Genomic DNA, 23,961 nt, shown 5'->3' with positions numbered 1-23,961 from the left:
AACGACATCCTGAGAGGGGAAGGCGGCAACGATACGCTGAACGGTGATGCTGGTGATGACACCCTGATTGGTGGAGCGGGTACTGACAGCTTCGACGGGGGAGCTGATGTTGATACGGTCAGTTACGATGGCAGCAGTTTCGATGTAGTCGCGAATCTGCAGAACGGACAGGGTAATGACGGTACCGGTGGGCTGGATACCTTCACAAATGTTGAGAACCTGCTGGGGGGCAGTGGTAACGATACCCTGACAGGTAATGATGATGTTAATGAACTCTCCGGAGGTGGAGGGGATGATCTTCTGTATGGAGGGCTAGGCAACGATATTCTCGACGGTGGCGCCAATACAGATACAGCCACTTATGCAGGTTATGGACGTGCCATTATTGCAACGCTGGCTGATGGTGGGGATGGCACTGCAAGTGATGCTTCGTACTCTGGTGGAACGGATGTCGATACCCTGCGAAACATTGAAAACCTGACGGGAACCTCTGGTTTTGGTGACAGATTAACCGGTAATAGTGCGGATAATGTTCTTAGCGGTAATGGTGGTAATGACACTCTGGTCGGTGGTGCTGGGGATGACACTCTGGATGGTGGTACTGGCAGTGATACTGCTGACTACAGCGCTGCTACGGCTGGACAGAACCTCATAATAAACCTGGCCAACAGTACGGCTACCGACCAGTTCAATGATACAGATACCCTGACGGATATTGAGAGTGTCACTGCTGGTGCCGGTGATGACATCCTGACTGGTGATGGCAACGATAATACGCTTACTGGCAACGATGGCGATGACACTTTAATCGGGGGGGTGGGAGCCAATACCGGTGCGGACACCCTGGATGGTGGTGACCATGGAGTGAATGGAGACACTGTCAGTTACGAACAGAACAGCAGTGGTGTGGTCGTGGATATGTCAGTCTCAACCAATCAGGTTCGGGAAGGTGGTGTACTGACAGATACCTTGATAAACATCGAGAATGTTATTGGATCCACCAGTAATGACACACTGACAGGTAATGGTGACGCGAATACTCTGACGGGGGGAGAAGGGGACGATACGCTCAGTGGTAATGATGGCATTGATATCCTGAATGGTGGGGATGATAACGATATCCTGAATGGTGGTGCCGGAGCCGACACTCTGAATGGTGGTTCAGGCAATGATACTGCGAATTACAGCAGCAATACCGATGACGTTATCGTTGACCTATCCGCAGCAACAGTACGTGCCAATGAAGGCGGTACCTTAACCGATACGCTGACCAGCATTGAAAACGTTACCGGTGGTAGTGGTAGTGACACTCTGACAGGTGACAGCGCTGCCAACCAACTGGATGGTGGTGCCGGTGACGATATCCTGAAAGGTGGTCTGGGAGCAGATGATCTGGATGGTGGCACCCATGATACTGCCGGAGATACCGTCGATTACACCGATGCCAGTGGTGCAGTTACTGTAGATCTGTCTGTGGCATCTCCTCAGGCTCTGATTGTGGGTGAGTCATCAGATACTCTGGCCAACATAGAAAACATTGATGGCGCCTCCGGCCATGCCAATACACTTACAGGTAATACTTTTGCCAATACGCTCAGAGGCGGCACTGAGGACGATAATCTATCTGGTAATGCTGGTAATGACACTCTCGAAGGTGACGGTGGTCGGGACACCCTCAATGGTGGAGAAGGTGAAGATACTCTGGATGGGGGTGCCGGCCAGGATACCCTTATTGGTGGGCTTGGTGCTGATAGTCTGATTGGTGGATCCGGTAATGATACTGCCGACTACAGTAATGCTGCTGGCATTGTTACCGCCAACCTTTCGGCAGCTTCACCTCAGGCCAGTGTAGCGGGTGATGCCACGGATACTCTGGACAGTATTGAGAATCTGACTGGGAGTGGGTTTGGTGATGCTCTCACCGGTAGCAGTGTGGCCAATACTTTGGTTGGTGGTGCTGGTGATGACACACTGTCTGGTCTGGATGATGATGATACCCTCGAGGGGGGAGATGGTGACGATATCCTTCGTGGGGGAGAAGGTAGCGATACTCTGGATGGTGGCAACCTGGCTGAGGCCGATGGTGATACTGCTGATTACAGTACCCACCTGCGCTCTATTACCGTCAATCTTGGAACAAACTCAGCAACCGACAGTACGGGTTCCACTGATACCTTGATTGATATCGAGAATGTTATTGGTTCCAATCGCAGTGATGATATTACCGGTGATAATAATGCCAATACTCTCAGTGGTGGTGATGACGGCGATACGCTTCGTGGTGAAGGTGGAGACGATACACTTCAGGGTGGAGCCGGTGATGACACGCTGACTGGTGGCAGTGGTAATGACCGTTTTGAAGGTGGTGCTGATACAGATACGGCCAGTTATTCCAGCAGCCTTGTGGATGTATCCGCTAACTTGAATACCGGCTCTGGTCAGGATGGTCTGGGTGGACTTGATACCTTTGTTGATATTGAAAACCTGGTTGGTGGTGCTGGCGATGATGAGTTGATCGGTGCTGATGGCGCTGCCAATACCCTGACTGGTGGTGACGGTGATGACACTCTGACCGGTGGGGGTGGAAATGACATTCTAGACGGTGGTGAAACCAACGAAACCCTTGGTGATACTGTTGATTTCAGCGACACAGGCAGTAGCGGTGTCACAGCAAACCTTGCTGATGGAACGGCTACGGATAGTCTTGGTGGTACAGATACCCTTCTTAATATTGAAAACCTGACTGGTACTAACGACGGTGACTCACTAACTGGTGATGCCAGTGCAAATGTTCTCCGTGGAATGGAAGGAGATGATGCTCTTATTGGTGGCGATGGAAATGACACCCTTGATGGCGGGGATAATGCTGAAACCAATGGAGATACCGCAGATTACAGCGCAGCAACGGTTGGTCAGAATCTAACTATCAATTTAAGCAGTAGTACTGCCACCGATCAGTTTGGTGCCACGGATACCCTTTTAAGAATCGAAAATGTTACAGCTGGCGCAGGTGATGACACTCTGACCGGTGATAATGGCAATAACGTTCTCACCGGCAATGACGGTGATGATGTGCTGTCCGGAGGTGTTGGTTCATCAACTGGTAACGATACTCTCAATGGTGGAGCCCATGGTGCCAATGGTGACACGGCTGATTACAGTCTTAATACAGCTTTTATTCAGGTAGACCTGTCAGCAACCTCTAATCAGGTGTCTGAAGGTGGTGTTATTACTGATACCTTGATTGACATTGAGAACGTCACAGGCACCAACAGTGATGACACTTTGATTGGGGATGGTCAGGCCAATATTCTTACCGGTAATGCTGGTATTGATACCCTCCGTGGTAATGCCGGTAATGACACTCTTAATGGCGGAAATGATAACGACATCCTCGAAGGTGGTGAAGGCTCTGACACCCTGAATGGTGGCGCTGGAACGGATACCGCTGATTACAGCAATAATACGGATGTTGTCACTGTAAACCTTTCGTTGGCGACTGATAAAGTCACAGAAAATGGCACTGCTACTGACACACTGAATAGCATTGAGAATGTGACTGGTGGTTCGGCCGGCGATACCCTGACCGGCGATAGTAATGCAAATGTCCTTACTGGTGGTGATGGTGATGATGTTCTCGCTGGCGGTGGTCTTGGTGGTGATACACTGAATGGTGGTGATAACGACGCCGGAGGTGATACCGCCGATTACACAGGTGCTGGCGGCTCGCTCACCATTGACCTTTCATCAGGTTCCCCGACAGCCATTGTTAATGGTGCTGCACCGGACTCTTTGACAGGTATAGAAAATGTCTGGGGTGGTAACCTGGGCAACGATTTGACAGGCAACAACCTTGATAACCTGTTGCGTGGTGGCCAGCTGAGTGACGACCTGACCGGTAATGGTGGCTCCGATACGCTTGAAGGACTGGGTGGCGCTGACACTATTGATGGTGGTGCAGGAGATGACACGCTGGATGGTGGTGATGGCAATGATACCCTCAAAGGTGGGCTTGGTGCAGATACTCTCCGCGGTGGTCTGGATATTGATACTGCCGACTACAGTGATGCCATTGGAGATGTAACTGCTGATCTTTCTGCTGCAAATCCTCAGGCAACGGTTGCCGGTGATGCAACCGATACTCTGGAAAGTATTGAAAACCTGATCGGTGGCACAGGGAGCGACTCGTTGACGGGTAGCAGTGCTGCTAACACTCTTCAGGGGGGCTCTGGTACTGACACATTATCAGGCAATGATGGCAATGATGTGCTTGAGGGGGGTGATGGTGACGATACCCTCAATGGTGGAGAGGGTAGCGATACACTTCGTGGTGGTGAAGGGGGCGAAACTAACGGAGATACCGTCGACTACAGTACTCATCTCCGAGCTATTACCGTTGATCTCAGCAGTGGGCAGGCAACTGATGCAACCGCCGATGTTGATACACTGGTTGATATTGAGAACGTTATTGGTTCAACCCGCGGTGATACCCTGATTGGTGATGCATCTGATAACCGTCTTGAAGGTGGTGATGGTGGTGACAGAATTACCGGTGGTGCCGGTAATGACATCATTATTGGTGGTGATGATGCCAGTGTTGATATTGCTGATTATTCTGCTGAAACAACCACCGTCACGATTGATCTCCAAAACCAGAATCTTAATGAAGATGGTCGTGGAGGAAGGGACACACTAACGGGTATTGAGGAAATTATTGGTGGTTCCGGTAATGACTCCATCCTTGGCGACAGTAATGCACAGACCCTTAATGGTGGTAGTGGTTCGGACACACTGAGTGGTCGTGATGGTGATGATACCCTCAATGGTGGAGCCAATGATGACACGCTTTCCGGTGGTGCTGGTCAAGACACCATATCTGGAGGTGGCGGTAATGATACGGTTGATTACAGCTATCAGACGACAGAAGTTGTTACCGTTAACCTGTCTACCAACCAGGCAACGGAAGGTGCGATTACCGAAACCCTGAGCAGCATTGAGAACGCTATTGGTGGTTCCCAGAATGACACACTGACAGGCAGCAACTCTGCCAATAGTCTGACCGGTGGTGCTGGTGACGATACCCTGCGGGGTGGTGCGGGTGCTGACACTCTAGACGGTGGCGACGATGTTGATACCGCAGACTATAGCCTTGATACAGGTTCGGTGAACATTGATCTGGATGGAATCTCCACCGATGGCAGTGGTGATCAGGATACCCTGACCAATATTGAAAATGTGCTTGGCAGTAATCAGGGAGACTCCATCACCGGTAATAACAGCGTTAACCTGTTACAGGGGGGGCTTGGAGATGACTTCCTTTCTGGTGAGGATGGTGCAGATACCCTGGAGGGTGGAGGTGAAAACGACACCCTTCGTGGCGGTCGTGGTGCCGATACGCTCGATGGTGGTACCGGTATTGATACGGCGGATTACAGTCAGGACGGTATTTCGGGAGTTACTGTTGACCTCTCCGTAGAAGTTGTAGGAACAACACCTGCCACAGCAACCGACGGATTCGGCACAACAGACTCTCTGATCAGCATTGAGAATGTTATTGGTAGTCAAGGTGCAGACACCATCACCGGTAATGATCTGGCCAACCAGCTTCAGGGGGGAGATCTCGGAGATACCCTTATTGGTGGTGGTCAGGATGACGTCCTGCAAGGAGAGGCTGGGGACGATATCCTCCGGGGTGGTGCTGGCAACGATACACTGGATGGCGGTGCCGGCCTTGAAGACACCGCAGATTACAGTGATGAAACGGGTAATGTCACTGTTGACCTATCAGCCTCTGCGCCTCAGGCAACGGATGGTACCGGTGGCTCAGATACCCTTACCGGCATTGAGAACGTTACTGGTGGTGCGGGTGCAGATCAGTTGACGGGTGATGGTAATGAAAACCGCCTGGATGGTGGTGCAGGCAATGACACACTGGTTGGCGGTCAGGGAGCTGACGAACTGATCGGTGGTGATGATATTGATACTGCGGATTACAGCTCCAGTAATCTCTTCGTTAATGTGAACCTGGATACTGGAGTGGCCTCGGCAGACGGTTTTGGTTTCTCTGATACCTTGAGTGGCATTGAGAACGTTATTGGTAGTAATGGTGACGATACTCTGGCCGGAGATGACCAGAATAATGAGCTATCTGGTGGACTGGGTAGTGATACTCTGTCTGGTGCTGGGGGAGATGACATATTCCGGGGAGGCTCTGACGGCAGCTCAGAAAACACCGTTGACTATACCAATGCAGCAGCATCAGTAACAGCAAACCTGACCGATGGTATGGCCACTGATGATGGTGATGGTGGTCAGGACACTTTCTTCGATATTGATAACATTCGTGGTAGTGGTAATGACGATGCCATTACCGGTGACGGAAACGCCAATGATCTCTTTGGCGGTGCAGGGGATGATAACCTCAGAGGCCGCGCTGGTAATGACCGCCTTGAAGGTGGTACCAACACTGCTGTTGGTGATACCGCCGATTACACTTTGGCCGCGAATGGTGTTAATGCCAACTTGGCCATCAATAAGGCAACTGACGATGGTGATTTGGGTCAGGATGACCTGATTGAAATAGAGAATATTACCGGTAGCAGCTCCAATGATGTGCTGGTTGGGGATGGCAATGCCAATACACTGAAAGGTGAAAGTGGCAATGATACCCTCAATGGTGGGCTGGGTGACGATACCCTTGAGGGAGGTAATGGGTCAGACACCATTGTTGGAGGGGTTGGAGCTGACACCATTGATGGTGGTACCGGAGCAGGAATCGATACGGTTGATTACACTACCGACCTTGATGCCAATAGCGACGGTGTTGGTGTCATTCTTGATCTTTCCGCAGTTTCCAACCATGCCACGGATGGCAGCGGTTCCATTGATACCATCACGAATATTGAAAATGTTATTGGCAGTAACTTCAAGGATACGCTGACCGGCGACGCCGGAGTCAATGTACTGGAAGGTGGTCTTGAAGATGACACTCTGGCCGGTGGTGCAGGCGCAGATACTCTGGATGGTGGAGCAGAAGGCAGTGGAGGGGATACCGCCGATTACACCAACGCTCTTGGCTTTGTGACTGCAAATCTCTCTGGCTCCACTGACACAGCAAGTGTTGATGGTGATGCCATTGATACGTTGATCGATATTGAAAACCTGACCGGTAGTGCCTTTGCCGATACCCTGACGGGGGATAGCGGCACCAATATCCTGATGGGGAATGACAGTGACGATACCCTCAGTGGGCTGGGTGGTGATGACACTCTGGAAGGTGGCCTGGGGATGGATACGCTGGATGGTGGTCAGGCAGCGGACACCCTCCGGGGGGATGCCGGCGATGATACCCTGATGGGTGGTAGTGGTGATGACATCCTCGAAGGTGGTGATGATGCAGACAGTCTTGAGGGTGGCGCTGGGTCAGACCAGCTGAGAGGGGGTGATGGAACCGATACGGCGGTATACAGCAACGATGCCAACAGCATTACGGTCGACCTGGCTGCAGGTACGCCAAATGCCATCGATGGTTCAGGTGCAACGGATACGCTGGAAAGCATAGAAAATATTGTAGGTAGTGCCGGTGCTGATGATATTACCGGTGATGATCAGGTCAATCTACTCCAGGGTGGTGATGGTAACGATACGCTGAGAGGCGGTGGTGCTGGGGACACCCTGGAAGGCGGAAGCAACCAGGATACCTTGTTCGGTGATGCCGGTAATGACTCGCTCGATGGTGGCGGTGGTGATGATACCCTCGATGGTGGTATCGGTAGTGATACTCTGGATGGTGCTGGCGGCAATGATACAGCTGACTACAGTCTGGCATCCGGTGGGTTGAATGCTGACATTTCGGGTGTGACGGACACGGTAACCGTCGGTTCTGACACGGATACACTCACCAGTATCGAGAATATTACTGGCAGTATTCATGCCGACGTGATTACCGGTGATGATGGAGTCAACGTTCTCCGTGGTAATTCGGAGAATGACACACTGTATGGCAATGCCGGTAATGACGAGCTTCAGGGTGAAGATGGTGACGATACCCTGGTTGGTGGTGCAGGCAGTGATGTTATCAATGGTGGCGAAGGTGCTGAAACCAACGGGGATACTGTTGATTACTCAACCCATGGTCGGGTAGTCAGTGTAGACCTCAGTAATGGTACTGCTACTGACGGGACTTCCGATACCGACACGCTGATTGATATCGAGAATATCAAGGGTAGTGCTCTTGGCGATACGCTTACTGGTGACCTGAACAATAATGTCATTGAAGGCCAGAACGGCAACGATACCATCAATGGTAATGCGGGTGCTGATAATCTGCAGGGCGGTAGCGGTGATGACACGCTGATTGGTGGTCTTGGCAGTGACATCCTTAACGGTGGTACAACCGGTGAAGCCGATGGTGATACAGCAGACTACAGCTCTGCTGGTGACTCAGTGAATGCCGACCTTTCCCTTGGAACGCCTCAGGCTGTAGTCAGTGGTGATGCTACAGATACCCTCATCAGTATCGAAAATATCCGTGGTAGTGATCATGTCGATACCCTGACCGGTGATAATAATGATAACGATCTCTATGGTGGGCTTTCCGGAGATACTCTGCGAGGCAATGGCGGTGTAGACATTCTCTTTGGTGAAAGTGGCGATGATACCCTGGTTGGAGGTGATGGTAACGACACCTTGAACGGTGGCAGTGGTGGTGAGACTGGTGGTGACACAGCAGACTACAGTGCTCGCACAACCTCAGTCACTATTAACCTTCAGAATCAGGCGCTGAACAACGATGGCAGTGGTGGTCAGGATACGCTGGTTAATGTTGAGAACATTACCGGTGGTAGTGCTGCAGATACATTGACAGGTGACTCTGGAGCCAATGTCCTCACGGGTAATGACGGTAATGACGTACTGGCCGGAAGAGGTGGTCAGGATCGCCTCGTGGGTGGTGGTGGCTCCGATATTGATACGGCGGATTACAGTGATGCAGCCAATGGGGTTGTTGCCAATTTGACTGATTCTGAAGCCACGATTGATGGTGATGGCAGCTCAGACCAGTTGATCGATATTGAAAACATTATTGGTAGTATCAGTAACGACAACCTGACGGGTGATGGTGAGGTCAATGTTCTGCAGGGTGGTGTGGGTAATGACACCCTGAATGGCATGAACGGTAACGACACCCTGGAGGGGGGGGATAACGATGACACCCTGATCGGCGGTGCTGGAACCGACACCCTCGATGGCGGTGGTGGTGCCGATACGGCTGATTACACGGATGCCTTGTTTGGTATCACCGTTGACCTGTCCTCTGCTGCCCCCCAAGCCTCCAATGATGGCTACAACAGCACCGATACCTTGATAGATATAGAGAATGTTACAGGCAGCCAGAACAACGATACGCTGACAGGTGATGCCCAGAACAATACCCTGAAAGGTCAAGGTGGAGTTGATACCATTTCCGGTGGCGGTGGTATTGATACCATCGAAGGGGGAACCGGTGATGACATTCTGGATGGAGGCACTGGTGGTGATACGTTGCTGGGTGAAGCCGGTAATGATGATCTGACCGGTGGTGAAGGTGATGACACCCTGGAAGGTGGCGATAATGATGACACCCTGCGTGGTAACAGCGGTAATGACACGCTGAAGGGGGATGCCGGTAACGATACGGTCGACTACGGCGGGGTTAACGGTGCGGTAACTGCAAGTCTGCTGGCCAATCAGGCGACCAGTGATGGTAATGGTGGCCAGGATACCTTTGAGAATATTGAGAACCTGATTGGTGGTCTCCAGGGAGATAACCTGACTGGGGATAACCTTGGTAACCGACTGGAAGGTCGTGAAGGTAACGATATTCTGAAAGGTGGACTGGGTGACGATACCCTGATCGGTGGCGATGATGTCGGAACGATGGATCGTGCAGATTATGATGACGCACTGGATGATGTCATTGTAAACCTCACCACGGGTACTGCTTCCGGAGCCAATGGCAATGATACCCTGACAGGAATAGAAGACATTCGTGGTGGTAACCATGATGACACCCTGACCGGTGATGGTGGTGCCAATACCATCGAGGGACTTGATGGGGCTGATACCATTCGAGGTGAAGGGGATGCCGATACCCTCTTTGGCGGGGATCAGGATGATACTATTTTTGGTGGTGATGGTGCGGATACCATCAGTGGGCAGAATAATGATGACACCATTCACGGTGGTGCCGGTAATGATAGCCTCGATGGAGGTGCTGGTTTTGATACGCTGGATTACAGCGACTATAACAACAACCTCACTGTAAACCTTAACCTGACCCAGGTGAATGCTGGTACCGGTGATGTTGACACTATCAATGCCTTTGAAGCCGTCACTACCGGTAGTGGTAATGACACCCTGACTGGCACAACCGGAATAAATACCCTGATCGGTAATGCCGGTACTGATACGATCACTGGTGGTTCTGGCAACGATACTCTGGAAGGTGGCGCTGACGATGATACCTTTATCGAAGGTGCTGGCAGCGACACCATTGATGGTGGCTCAGAAGTTGATACGGTTAACTACATTAATCTTGGTCAGTCCGTTCAGGCCACCTTGGTGTTGGGCGGTGATGGTACTGCTGTATCGGGCGTTGATACTGACATTCTTCGTAATATAGAGAACATCATTGGAACAAATCTCGGCGATACCTTGACGGGTAATGCGGTTGTCAATGAGCTTACTGGGGGGCTTGGCGACGATACCCTGACAGGTGGTGCTGGTAATGACATTCTTAACGGTGGTGATAACACCGACCGGGATACTGCAGACTATTCATCCAATACCAGCTCTCAGAGCATCCTCATCGATCTCGGTAATCAAGCCAGCAATAATGACGGTCAGAATGGTGTAGATACCTTGACCGGTATTGAAATCATTCGGGGAGGCGCGGGTAATGACCAGATCACCGGTGACGGTGAGAATAATGATTTCTACGGTAACTCGGGTACCGATAAGCTGGTTGGGGCCGCTGGTGATGACAATCTTTATGGTGGTGATCAAAACGACACCCTGAGAGGGGGTGAAGGTACTGATCTTCTGGATGGTGGTTCAGGTACTGATACCGTTGATTACACGGATGCGACTGGTGATGTTGAAGTCAACCTTACGACCAATCGTGCCCGTGAGGGTGGTGTTCTGACAGATTCATTCAATGAAGTAGAAAACATTCTCTCTGGTAACCATAACGATACCCTGGTTGGTAGTGGAGGTGTTAACCGAATTGAAGGTGGTCAGGGTAATGACACGATTACCGGTGGTTCTGGTGACGACCAGCTGTTTGGTGATGATGGCTCTGATACCTTCATAGAAGGGGCTGGCAGTGACACCATAAACGGTGGCATTGGTGTTGATACTGTGGATTACAGCGGTGTTCTTGGCGTCAACATGACCATTGACCTTGATAATGGCTCTGGTGTTGATACTGGTTCTGCAGCAACCGGGACAGCTGATACGGATACGCTGATTGATATTGAAAATATTATTGGCTCAGATGGCAATGATGACATCACCGGTAATGCTGAAGACAATGACCTCTCTGGTGGTGACGGTAATGATCGGCTGGTGGGTGAAGCTGGTAATGACTGGTTCCGGGGTGGTGATGGTGTGGATACCGCTGACTTCGGTTACCAGACCAATGACATTGTTATCAATATGGGAGATAGCACCAACAATAATGATGGTCACGGAGGCAGAGATAACTTTGTTGATGTTGAAAATATCATTGGTGGCTCAGGTAACGATACACTGACCGGGTTTGTTCAGGATAACAACATCGATGGTGGTGATGGTAATGACATCCTGGTGGGAGGCCGTGGTGACGATACCCTCAATGGTAATGATGGCTCCGATACCGTTGATTACAGCAGTGCCGAATCCGGACTGACCGTAGATCTCTCCAGTGGTGCTCTGGTTGATGACACACTCTTTGGTCAGGATACCCTTCAATCAATCGAAAACGTCATTGGTGGTGACTTTGCCGATACGCTAACCGGTGACAACGTCAGTAATACGCTTCAGGGTGGCTTGGAGAATGATGTTCTCAGCGGGCTTGGAGGCACGGATATTCTTGAGGGCCAGGATGGTAATGATACCCTGAGCGGTGGTGATCTCATTGATACCCTTCGTGGTGGTAATGATGATGACATCCTTCGAGGTGGCTCAGGTAACGATAACCTGTTTGGTGATGCTGGTACTGATACTGCGGATTACAGTGATCAGACCCAGTCGGTCACCATTGACCTTCTTAACCAGTCCGTTAATAACGATGGCCAGGGCGGTAGAGATACGCTTTCCGATATTGAAAACCTCTCTGGTGGCAGTAACGCTGACACCCTGTCTGGTAACAATGTTGACAATGTGATTCGTGGTAATGCAGGCAACGATACCCTCAGTGGTAGCGGCGGTGCTGATCAGCTCTTTGGTGATGCGGATGATGATACCCTGCTCGGTGGTGCTGGCAGTGATACGCTGGATGGTGGCGGTGGTACCGGTGATACCGCAGATTATACCGGGCATGGCAGTGCTGTTACGGTAACGCTGACCAACGGTGGTGCTGGCGGTGGTTCGGCGACGGATGCAGGAACCAGTGATGTTGATACATTAGTTGGTATTGAGAACCTTACCGGCAGCAGCAATAACGATACGTTGAATGGTAATGATCTGGCTAACGTGGTCTATGGCGGAAATGGTGCAGATACGATCAAAGGTGGCGATGGTGCGGATACCTTATACGGTGGCACCACTACCAATGATAACAGCCAGAATGACATCGTTGACTTCAGCGGAGCTGATAACGCAGTAACTATCGATCTTGCCGATGAAGAAGCCACCAATGACGGTTATGGCAACCGTGATGTGGTTATCGATATCGAACGAGTCATTGGTACCAGCCATAATGACTCAATCCGAGGGGATTCCGCCAATAACCGGTTTACCGGTGGTGATGGCAGTGACACATTCTACGGTGCGGGAGGCGTCGATACCATTATTGGTGGTACCGATGGCTCCGATGGTACCGGTATCGATACGGTTGACTACAGCGATGCGGCCGGGGCGGTGACTGTCGACCTGAGCAGTAATGCTGCCAGTGATGATGGTGATGGTGCTAACGACAATCTGATTGGCATTGAAAATGTGATTGGCTCTACCAGCGCAGACACCATCACTGGAGATGATGAAGCAAACCGTATCGAAGGTGGTGACGAAAATGACACCTTGATCGGTGGCGACGGTGACGATGAACTGCTCGGCCAAGATGGTGATGACTTCCTTGAAGGTGGCCTGGGTGCAGATACCCTCAATGGCGGTCTCGGTAATGACCGTGTTGATTACAGTGCATTCAGCGGCTCTTTGACGATTGACCGCTCTGCTGGCGGTGATACGTTCCAGGTGGATTTGGGGAACGGTAATCTTGATACCCTTATCAGTATTGAAGACCTTGTTCTGGGCGAAGGTGATGATGTCATCATCGGTGATGCTGATGATAACCGCTACGATGGTGGTCTTGGTAATGACCGTCTGGAAGGTCGTGGTGGTAATGACACCCTTAATGGGGATGAGGGTAATGATACGATTCAGGGTGGGGACGGTAGCGATATTCTCGATGGCGGTGAAAGCCCTGGTGATAATGACACGCTTGATTACTCTGACACAACGGCAGGTCTGACCGTTGATCTTGGTTCATCCTCCGTTGTAGATACTGGACGGGGGACGGATACCATCGCTAACTTCGAATCGGCGAATGGCGGCTCTGGAAATGACACCCTGATTGGTACTGCTGAAGTCAATATTCTTGACGGTCAGGGAGGGGATGACACCCTGTACGGAAAGGCTGGCTCCGATACCCTGATTGGCGGCTCCCATGGCAGTGCAGGGGATACTGTGGATTACAGTACCCATGGTAGCAATATTACTGCAACTCTCGGGGCAGGTGGTAATGGCACGGCTTCTGATGGCACGGATACCGATACTCTGCAGGGAATAGAAAACATTAACGGTACTTCCGGTGGTGATAGCCTGACAGGGAATGATTCGGCCAACGTTCTCAATGGTAATGGTGGTGTTGATACCATTAATGCTGGAGGTGGGGCTGATACTGTCAATGGTGGTACAGGCGCTGACAATATCAGTGGTGGTTCAGGCAATGACACCATTCACGGTAATGAAGATGGAGACACCATCAATGGGGGAGACAATAACGATACGCTCTATGGTGATGCCGGAGCTGATACCCTGAATGGTGATGCCGGTGATGACACGCTCTATGGTGGTACTGGGAATGACACCATTGATGGCGGTTCTCATGACGCCAATGGTGACACCGTGGATTACTCCGGTAAGGGAGCTATTACTGTCGATATGACTCTGGGCAGTAATCAGGTCAGTAATGATGGTGAAGGCGGTCAGGATACTCTGATAAACGTTGAAAACGTTATTGGAACCAATGGTAACGACAGCATTTCCGGTAATACCAGCGATAACCGTCTGGAGGGTGGTGCTGGTTCGGATACCCTGAACGGTAATGCGGGGGCTGATACCCTGCTCGGTGGCAGCGGTGCAGATACCATCGATGGTGGTGCAGACAATGACACCATTGAAGGGAATGCGGATAACGACAACCTCACCGGTGGTCAGGGTGAAGACTTCCTGAAAGGTGGTTCTGGTGAGGATACCCTCCTGGGTGGCACAGAAGATGACACCCTCTGGGGTGAGGGTGATAACGATAATATTGATGGTGGTGCTGGTAATGACTCCATTAACGGTGGTGGTGGTATTGATACCCTGCTTCTTACTGGTGCAACAGAAGCCGTCAATATTGACCTGCAGGCGGGTACAGCAACCAATGATGGTTATGGTACCAGCGACAGCAGTATCACTTTTATTGAGAACGTGACCCTGGGTGGCAACGGTGGTGTTGTTACTGGTACCAGCGGCGTAAACGTCTTAACCGGCAGTACCGGTACTGATGAGTTCCATGGCGGGGGTGGGAACGATACCCTGCTGGGTAATGACAATAATGACCAGCTCTTCGGCGATGCCGGTCAGGATACCATTTATGGCGGAACCGGTAACGATACCATAGAAGGTGGAACTGAGAATGACCTGCTTTACGGCGAAGATAATAATGACACATTACGTGGTGATGCCGGTCAGGATCAGCTATTTGGTGGTGCTGGTGTTGACACTCTGGAAGGTGGTGATGATAACGATACCCTGGAAGGTGGCGATGATGGAGACTTCCTCCATGGTGGTGCTGGTGTTGATACCCTGAGAGGCGATGCTGGCAACGATGAGCTCAATGGTGATGCTGGTGACGATACGCTGGAAGGTGGTTCTGGCGCTGACACCCTCAACGGGGGTGACAATAACGATACCCTGACCGGGGGTACTGAAGATGATGTCCTCAATGGTGATGCCGGGGATGATACTCTGGTCGGTGGTGCGGGTGATGATACCCTTGATGGTGGAACCGGTACCCAAGACTGGGCTGATTACAGTGGTGTTGCCAGTAATGTTATTGCAGACCTTAGTGATACGGTTGGCACCAATGCTGTAGATGGGGAAGGCTTCAATGACACACTGACCAACATTGAGAATATCCGTGGTGGAGCACAGGAAGATATCCTTACCGGGGATAATAATGCAAACCACCTGGTAGGTAATGGCGGAGATGACACGCTTTCAGGTGGCGATGGTGCTGATCACCTGGAAGGTGGTGTCGGTAATGACTATCTGACCGGGGGGGCCGGCGTTGATGTCATTGATGGTGGTGAGCAGGCTAATGACAATGACACTGTTGACTACGCCAGTGAAACCTCCGCCGTTACTGTAAACCTTGCCCCCGTATCCCAGACCGCGACTGTCGGTAGTGTGACAGACAGCCTGACAGGTATCGAAAGTGTGGTCACTGGCAGCGGCAATGACCAGCTGACGGGTAATGGTGATGCCAATACACTGACGGGTAATGCCGGTAATGACACCATTAATGGTGGAGCAGGGAACGATACCATTAACGGCGGTGATAATGATGATACCCTCAATGGTGGTGCTGGTAATGACAGCATAGATGGTGGTAGTGGCGATAATGACCTGCTGGATTTAAGCACTGCCACTCACACGATAAACCTTGACCTTGGTGATGGTGAAGCCATTCAGGATGGTTACGGTTCTTCAGACAGTACAATAACTCGAATTGAAAATGTGACCGGTGGTGGTCTGGCTGACAATATTACCGGTAATGCAGCTGCCAATATTATCAGAGGTGGTGGCTCCGCAGACCGAATTGCTGGTGGTAATGGTAATGACACCCTCTACGGTGATGGTGGAGCAGATACTATTGAGGGTAATGGTGGTGATGACACCATCTACGGTGGTGATGGTAACGATACCATAACCTTTGCAGACGCCAGTGCTGTTACTGTAAATCTGGCGACTAACAGCGCAACCGGAGAAGGTAACGATTCTATTTATGAGTTTGAAAATGTCATTGGGAGTTTTTCCAACGATACGCTGATTGGAGATAGCGGCGCTAATACCTTGGATGGCAGTAATGGTGATGACACCCTGAAAGGGGGCGCTGGTGACGACATTCTTGAAGGCGGTGACCACAGCAGCCTTGGGGATACCGTTGATTACAGTGATGCCACCGGAAATGTAACGGTTAACCTTTCAGGCGAGACCGGCAGCAGTACTGATCAGGGCAGCGATACTCTTCGCAATATTGAGAACATTATTGCCAGTAATCAAGCGGATACGCTGACCGGAAGTACCGTAAGCAATACCATCAATGCGGGTACCGGTAATGACACCATTTATGCAACCGATGGCAGCGATACCATTGATGGTGGCGGTGATACAGATACTCTTGATTACAACTCCTCTCATTTCAACAGTTCAGGCAACGGTATTACGGTCACATTGAATGGATCCTCTAATGGTTCAGTTACTCACGGTACTGATACTGATACGGTAAAAAATATTGAAAATGTCATTGGTACCAGCAATGGCGATACCATTTCCGGTGATAACTCCAATAATAATCTGACGGGTCTGGCGGGGAATGACACGCTGACTGCTGGGCTGGGCACAGATACTCTGGATGGTGGTTCTGATGTTGATACCGCTGACTATAGTGGCCATGCAAACCTTGGAATCACGGTTGTTCTGAATGGCAGTGGTGTTGGCACCGTTAATGATGGGACGTTCACAGATACGATCCGCAATATCGAAAATATCATCGCGACCGATGGTGCTGACACCATTACTGGTGATGATGAGGATAACGAAATTACCACCGGTGCCCTGAACGATACGATTAACTCCAGCAGTGGTTCTGACACCATCGATGGTGGCAGTGGCAGTGACACCCTGAATTACAGCTCTAATGGCAGTGGCATTACGGTTACTCTGAATGGCTCTTCAAATGGAACCATTGCCAAAGGTGGCAATACCGATACGGTTCGCAATGTTGAGAATGTCATTGGCACCTCTGCTGTAGATTCTTTTACCGGGGATGGAAGTAACAACAGTTTTGAAGGTAACGGTGGTAACGATTCATTCTCTGGCAGTGCCGGTAATGACACGCTGGATGGTGGAGCAAATACAGATACTGTGGATTATTCAACCATTACCGGTGGTGTCACTGTAACTCTGGTTGATAGTGGTGATGGTTCTGCGACTAAGAGTAGCGGTACAGACACGCTCAAGGGTATAGAAAACGTCACAGGTACAACTGGGCAGGATACGCTTGTTGGTAATAGCGATTCCAATAATCTTCAGGGGAATGCTGGAGATGACACTCTCCGAGGTGGAGCCGGTATAGATATTCTTAATGGAGGCACTGAGGGCTCTTCCGGTGATACTGCAGATTACAGTCAGGACTCAGGTGCTGTTACTGTCTCTCTGTTTGGTGGCTTTGCCACTGATGGGGGCGGTGATTCAGATACGCTGATTGATATTGAGAACATTATTGGTTCCGATAATGCTGCGGGAGATACGTTGCAAGGCGACAATGCAGCGAACACCATTGATGGTGGCGCTGGTGGTGATACTATTTTTGGTGGTGCTGGTGCAGATACCATTAATGGTGGTACAGGGAATGATAATATCAACGGCAATCAGGATAACGATACCATTAACGGTGATGCAGGTGACGATATCATCCACGGTGGCTTCGGAAGCGATACCCTGGATGGGGGCTCAAATACGGCCGCTGGTGATACTCTGGATATGGTTGGAAATGTTACCGGTCCAAGTGATACGCCGGATGATATTACCGTTGATCTTTCTGCTACGCCAAACGCCCAGGGATATATCACCGTTAACAAGAGTTATGGTGGCGGAACCAACACTGGTACTGACCTGGTTAAAGGGTTTGAGAATGTCACCACTGACCATGGTAATGACACACTGATTGGTGATAACGCCAATAATGTTCTGACCAGTGGTCGGGGTACTGATACTCTCCGTGGTAATAACGGGAATGACACGCTTAATGGCGGTGATGGAGATGATATTCTGGAAGGTGGTTCAGGAGCCGATACGCTGAATGGGGGCAATGACACGGATACTGCTGATTACAGTAATGATTCCAGTGGTGTCACTGTCAACCTGCAGTCTGGTTCTGCAACTGATGGTGGTGGCAGTACTGACACCCTGAACAGTATCGAGAAAGTATTGGGTTCTAACAGCGCCATCAGCGGAGATAACCTCACAGCTCACAGTTCTATTGCCAATATACTGGAAGGTAATGCCGGTAATGACACATTGACTGGTTTTGCGGGTGACCAGCTTATCGGTGGTGCTGGTGATGATGTCCTGAATACAAACCTTGCAGCGCTGCAGAATGCTTCAACTGTTCTGAATGGTGGAGCAAACAACGATACCCTTAATCTGGACGAAGGAGTTACCTTCAATCTCAGCAGCTACGCCAACCTGATCGATAATGTCGAAAACATTGATTTCACCGGAGGAAGTGCCGATACCATCACTATCTCCATGAATGATGTCAGTTCCATTACTGGAGGGAATAGTCTGGTCATTGACGTAGATAATGGCACCGATGGAATTACGGTGAATGATGCTACCAATGTTCAGAACAATGCCGGCCAGGATATTTACACCGATGGTAGCGGCAATACGATAACCGTGAACTTCCTCTGACCTTCTTCTTAGCTACTCAGAGGGCCACCGACAACGGATTGCAGTGGCTGTTATGCTTAAATTCAACCTCAAAGAGAGCTTCCTGGCAATTTGTCATTATATTGGCGCAGATATTGTCAGTGAGGATATTGAAACCCTGACTCAGGATGGGCAGGACTTTGATCTTCGCAGTCTTGAGAAGGCTGCTGCTTATTGTGGTCTTAATGTTTTAAAAAGCCGCAGAGATCTGATTGACCTCTCAGAAGACGATCTTCCCTGTATTCTCCAGTTAAAGAAAAAGCATTTCATGATTGTCACGGAGATCCGTGAGGGCGAATGCTTTGTTACATCCCGCAAGCACAACATTGGGATCTGGATGCCTGTTGCGAGGCTTGCTAATGTCTACTCAGGCATCATTTACCGGTTTAGTGATCAAAAAGAAAAAGCGTCTCTGACCCGTTCTCTGATGCCAAGCTGGTTTCAAGAGCAGATGAAGGAGCTTTGGCCCCATTACACTCAGGTGTTGCTGGCAACGTTTATGGTCAACCTGTTGACCTTGGCGCTCCCACTGTTCACCAATATGGTTTTTGACAAGTTGATACCGACGTTTGCTACCGATACGTTGTTGACCATCAGTCTTGGGATGCTTGGCGTTGTAGCGTTTGACTTTACCTTGCGTTGGCTTCGTAGTTTTTTTGTCGATGATGCCTGTCGCATTATTGAGAAGCGAAGTGAACAATTTATTCTTGGTCGTCTGGTTCAGTTGAAACAGAGTGAGCTGCCAGACTCTCCGGGCAAAATCACCCATGCCATTGAGAACTTTGCCAAAGTTAAAGAATTTCTATCTGGTACGGTGCTTCTGTCACTGCTTGATGTCCCCTTCTTCCTGCTATTCACCCTGGTCATTGGTTTGATTGGTGGAGTAATGGTGATGGTTCCATTGGTCATTGCTGCCTGCCTGATACCCATCACGATCTTCAGCTATCGGCGTTCGCGTGAGCAGGCAAATCAACTGACCAAGGTGAATAATGCGAAGAGCACTTTCCTCTATGAAGTCAGCTCAGAACTGGAGGCTATTAAAACACTGGGAGCAGGACGCAAAGCCCTGGCTCGCTGGCGAGGGCTGGTGACTAACTCGGCCAGCGCTTCATTAATGAGTAAGCAGTCGAATGTTTTACTCAATACGGTTGTAGCCAGTGCGACTCAATGCGTTGTGATTGGAATGCTGGTTCTTGGAGTTTATCAAATTCATAGTGGCAATATTTCCCCAGGCTCACTATTTGCCTGCATTATTCTGGGTAGCCGAGCCATTGCGCCATTGATGAATCTGGCCATGGCTGTTAACCGGTTGAGCTTCTCCCTGAAATCACTGCGAGAGATTAATGAGTTACTTGGCCTGTCTGGTGAAGATGATGGCCACGACAAGATAAATGTACCCACCCTTAGAGGCTTTATAGAATTTGACAAGGTCTCTTATCGCTACTCTGCTTCTGAGTCTGAGGTTCTTAAGGATATTAACCTTAAGATCGAGCCGGGAGAGCGTGTTGCCATACTGGGTGCCTCAGGTTCTGGTAAGAGTACGTTGATCCGAATGCTTCAGGGACTGGTTGAGCCCTCAGAAGGTAATATTCTGATTGATGGGCAGAATCTGTGTCATTTGAATCTGGACCATTATCGAAGCCACTGCGCTATTGCACCACAAAAACCATCAGTATTCAGCGGTACGCTGAAAAGCAACCTGATGCTTGGTAAAAGCTCTGTATCCACGGAACGTTTGGATGAGGCTTGTCATGTTGCAGGCATCGATAGCTTTGTACGTCAGTGTTCCCGCGGGTATGCTCATCGAGTGCTTGAGCGTGGGGAAAATCTTTCCGGTGGCCAGCGGCAAGCGCTTTGTCTGGCCCGAGCTCTTCTGCGACGAAGTCGACTTACTATTCTGGATGAGCCAACCAGCGCCTATGATAATTACACTGAAACACTCTTTTGTGAGCGCTTGCCCGGTATGATGCAAGAGAACCAAACCCTGATTCTCATCACACATCGGATGAATCTGCTACAGCTGGTGGATCGGATTATTGTGATGGCAGAAGGGCGCATCATTGCTGATGACAGCCGAAACCGTGTTTTAGACGAACTCTCTCAATCTTCTGCAGCATCGACGATGTAATACAAATTCCACCTTCTAAACATGAACTGCGCAGTTATTCTGAACAGCTGGCTCTTCGTTGGAATTCCTCGCAATAGCCCTGCTATTACTCGTCATTCCGCCTCGCCCAGCAGTCCATAATAGTTTGCTCGATATCATATTTAGAAGGCGGAATTGGTATAAGAGAAAGACTTTCTACTTTTTGGTAGTGATGGCTGTTTCAAAATCAGTTCGCCAACCCAGTTCCCAGACTGCTCTTCCGGATTTTTGATCCCTACGTAATAGAAGATTTGTGCCTTACTTGTTTTGAGTTTATCAAATGTTTTGGACTTTACCGTTTCGTTATCTGGTGACGTGATGTTCAGGGTTATTTGAGAGCCTGCTGCTAGTCCAATGAGTCTTACCCAAAAGAACAGGTGATCGCTGCCTTCATCAATACCGTTATTAAACTCACCGCTTTCTATATCCTTATAATTTGCAGGTGGTTGGTCATTGAACCCATGATCCAGTAAAAAACCAGGTTCATAGGTTACCTGCTTGAAAGCATCCATACTCCAGAGGTTGTCAGTGTTATCTCCACATACGGAGAATCGCTGTATTCCGGTAAAGGGATCTGTTGTTTGTCCAAGGTATTGAACTTGAAAATGGACATGAGGGAACTCGGTTAAACCTGACAGGCCAATGTCTCCCAGCTTTTGTTCGCTGGTGACAATGTCCCCCTTTTGAACCATCAGGCTACCTTCTTTGAGGTGTCCGTAAATAGTTCTCCAGCCATTTGGGTGCTCAATAACTACCGCATTTCCAAGCCCGGTTTTACTGATTTCATCACGTTTCTTACGATCAAGGTATGTGTCAGCGACCCCATCACGGGTTGCAACGACTTTTCCATCAGCAGCAGCCAGCACTGCTACGCCTGAGTTCATTTGAGGCAGATTGATGATTCTGATATCAGTCCCGGTATGGCCATCATAGGTCTGCTGGCCACATTGGTATTCCCTATATGCCTCTGTCGGGTCATTATCTACATAATTCTGAATGACGCAGTCAATGCCATAGTCACAATCTACAGGGAATATAAATTCTGGTCTTTCAGCAGCTGCAACTGATGCCGCAAGACACCAGAGTAGTTGGGGGAGTTGTCTTTTCACGAATGATCAGCTTTTAGATTTTATCTTTGAGATCAATGACTGCCTTAGTCAGGGCATTGAAAAGCTTGTCCAGTCTGGACTGGCGTTTCTCTGTTTTCTGGTTTTCTTCCTGAACAATTTCTGAGAGGCTTTGTAACTGCTCCGAGCACCCATCTATCTGGCTGGCAACATCATTGAATTCTTTTGAGGAACTGACGATTTTTTCTTTGAGAGTATCCTTTACTCCAGCCATGCCTTCACTGGTCTTCAGTTGGCTTTGATGAAGCGTTTTCTGCTCATTAAGCAATGCTGTGACAATTTGAACCAGACGGTGCTTGCTTTCCTGAACTGCTCCAAGCGCTTCGATACTGGCATCGGTCTGTGTAGTGAATAACTGGCGGATTTTTTCAGTTTCTTTGCGCTGTAATTCTGTCTCTGCTAATTGGCCAGACTGAAGCTCGGCTACATTTTCGATGTGCTCCCCTGCCTGTTTTACGGAACCAGTGATCAGGGATGTGTGCTCGATCATTTCTTTATGGTTGCTGCTGATCAGATCCGTCAGTGTTGTCCATTGTTTTTCACCGATAGAGCCATTCTCTGCAATGCCTTTCAAAATAGTGGATATATTACCCAGCTGCTGATTGATCTGACTTAACTGACTGTTATCAATGACTGGTGCTTGGGCAGTGCTTATAGTCTGTGAACCACCAACACTCATTCCACCACCGGCGAGGTGCTCAACAGTATGCTGGGCAAGCCAGTTTTCCATAGCTGAAGAGAAGTAGCTGCTGGCTTTATTTAGGTTGAGTTGAAGAATGCCCAATACTAGGGAAGTACTCAGCCCCATCAACGATGATCCGAACGCAGTACTCATACCACCGAGAGGGCCTTCAAGACCTTTGATGAGCTTTACCAGAGTGGTCATAATATCAACATCACCACCTAGGCCCTGAGCCAGGTCCGCCAGGATACCACCGATGGAACCGATGGTAATGGTCAGACCGAGGAAGGTACCGAGCAGTCCGATAAAAACCAGTAAGTCTGTGAAGTAACGAATAAAGGCAATCTTTTCATCAAGGCTGTCTTGAAGAGAGTCGATCAGTGCTCTGGTCGCTGGTGCAGAGAGTTTGATCAGGCCCAATGAGGCAACGTTGTTTCTGAGCAGAACAACGGTTGTCGACATCAGGTGCATTTTCAGCTTGGGTGGCTGACTCTCTTCATCCCCAAAAAGGATGTCATCTAGGCTGGATATAACCAATACATCATCTTTCAGATGAGTAACATAGAGAAAGCAGAGAAAAGATCCAAGGATAAAAACAAACAAGATGGTGCCGTTCAGTGGCAGGTTGGACATCAGGGCTGGACCAAAGAAATCCCGGGTGAAGTAAACCAGTGCTACAGTAGCAACAACAACACAGCTCATCTTTTTTAGAAAGCCAACGATCCTCTTCGGGTCGGCAATATGCAGCTCAGACATGTCCCTGTTTACCTTTTTGTCTGCTTTTC

Annotated in this window: 4 protein-coding genes; 2 read left to right on the top strand and 2 right to left on the bottom strand. The window is 49.7% G+C overall.

From position 1 onward, the window contains the following. A partial coding sequence (locus GV64_RS26035) for a calcium-binding protein (protein ID WP_034844506.1) occupies positions 1-19,203 on the top strand: 19,203 nt, incomplete at its 5' end. A gap of 52 nt (positions 19,204-19,255) precedes the next feature. Further along, positions 19,256-21,349 carry a peptidase domain-containing ABC transporter gene (locus GV64_RS23320; RefSeq protein ID WP_034844504.1) on the top strand — a complete coding sequence of 698 codons (2,094 nt, stop codon included), beginning with the start codon at positions 19,256-19,258 and terminating at the stop codon, positions 21,347-21,349. A 140-nt stretch (positions 21,350-21,489) separates the two neighbouring features. Here the strand turns inward: GV64_RS23320 and GV64_RS23315 are convergent, their stop codons facing one another. Both GV64_RS23315 and GV64_RS24080 read right to left on the bottom strand, forming a co-directional pair. Then, positions 21,490-22,476 (bottom strand): M23 family metallopeptidase, encoded by a 987-nt coding sequence (locus tag GV64_RS23315; protein ID WP_020582429.1) that lies wholly within the window; start codon positions 22,474-22,476, stop codon positions 21,490-21,492. Between the two features lie 13 nt (positions 22,477-22,489). Next, a complete protein-coding gene (locus GV64_RS24080; protein WP_020582430.1) occupies positions 22,490-23,932 on the bottom strand; it encodes a hypothetical protein in 1,443 nt (480 codons plus the stop codon). Positions 23,933-23,961: the final 29 nt, after the last annotated feature.

This window comes from Endozoicomonas elysicola, assembly GCF_000710775.1.
GTDB lineage: Bacteria > Pseudomonadota > Gammaproteobacteria > Pseudomonadales > Endozoicomonadaceae > Endozoicomonas > Endozoicomonas elysicola.
This window is presented reverse-complemented; position numbering and strand designations above follow the sequence as displayed.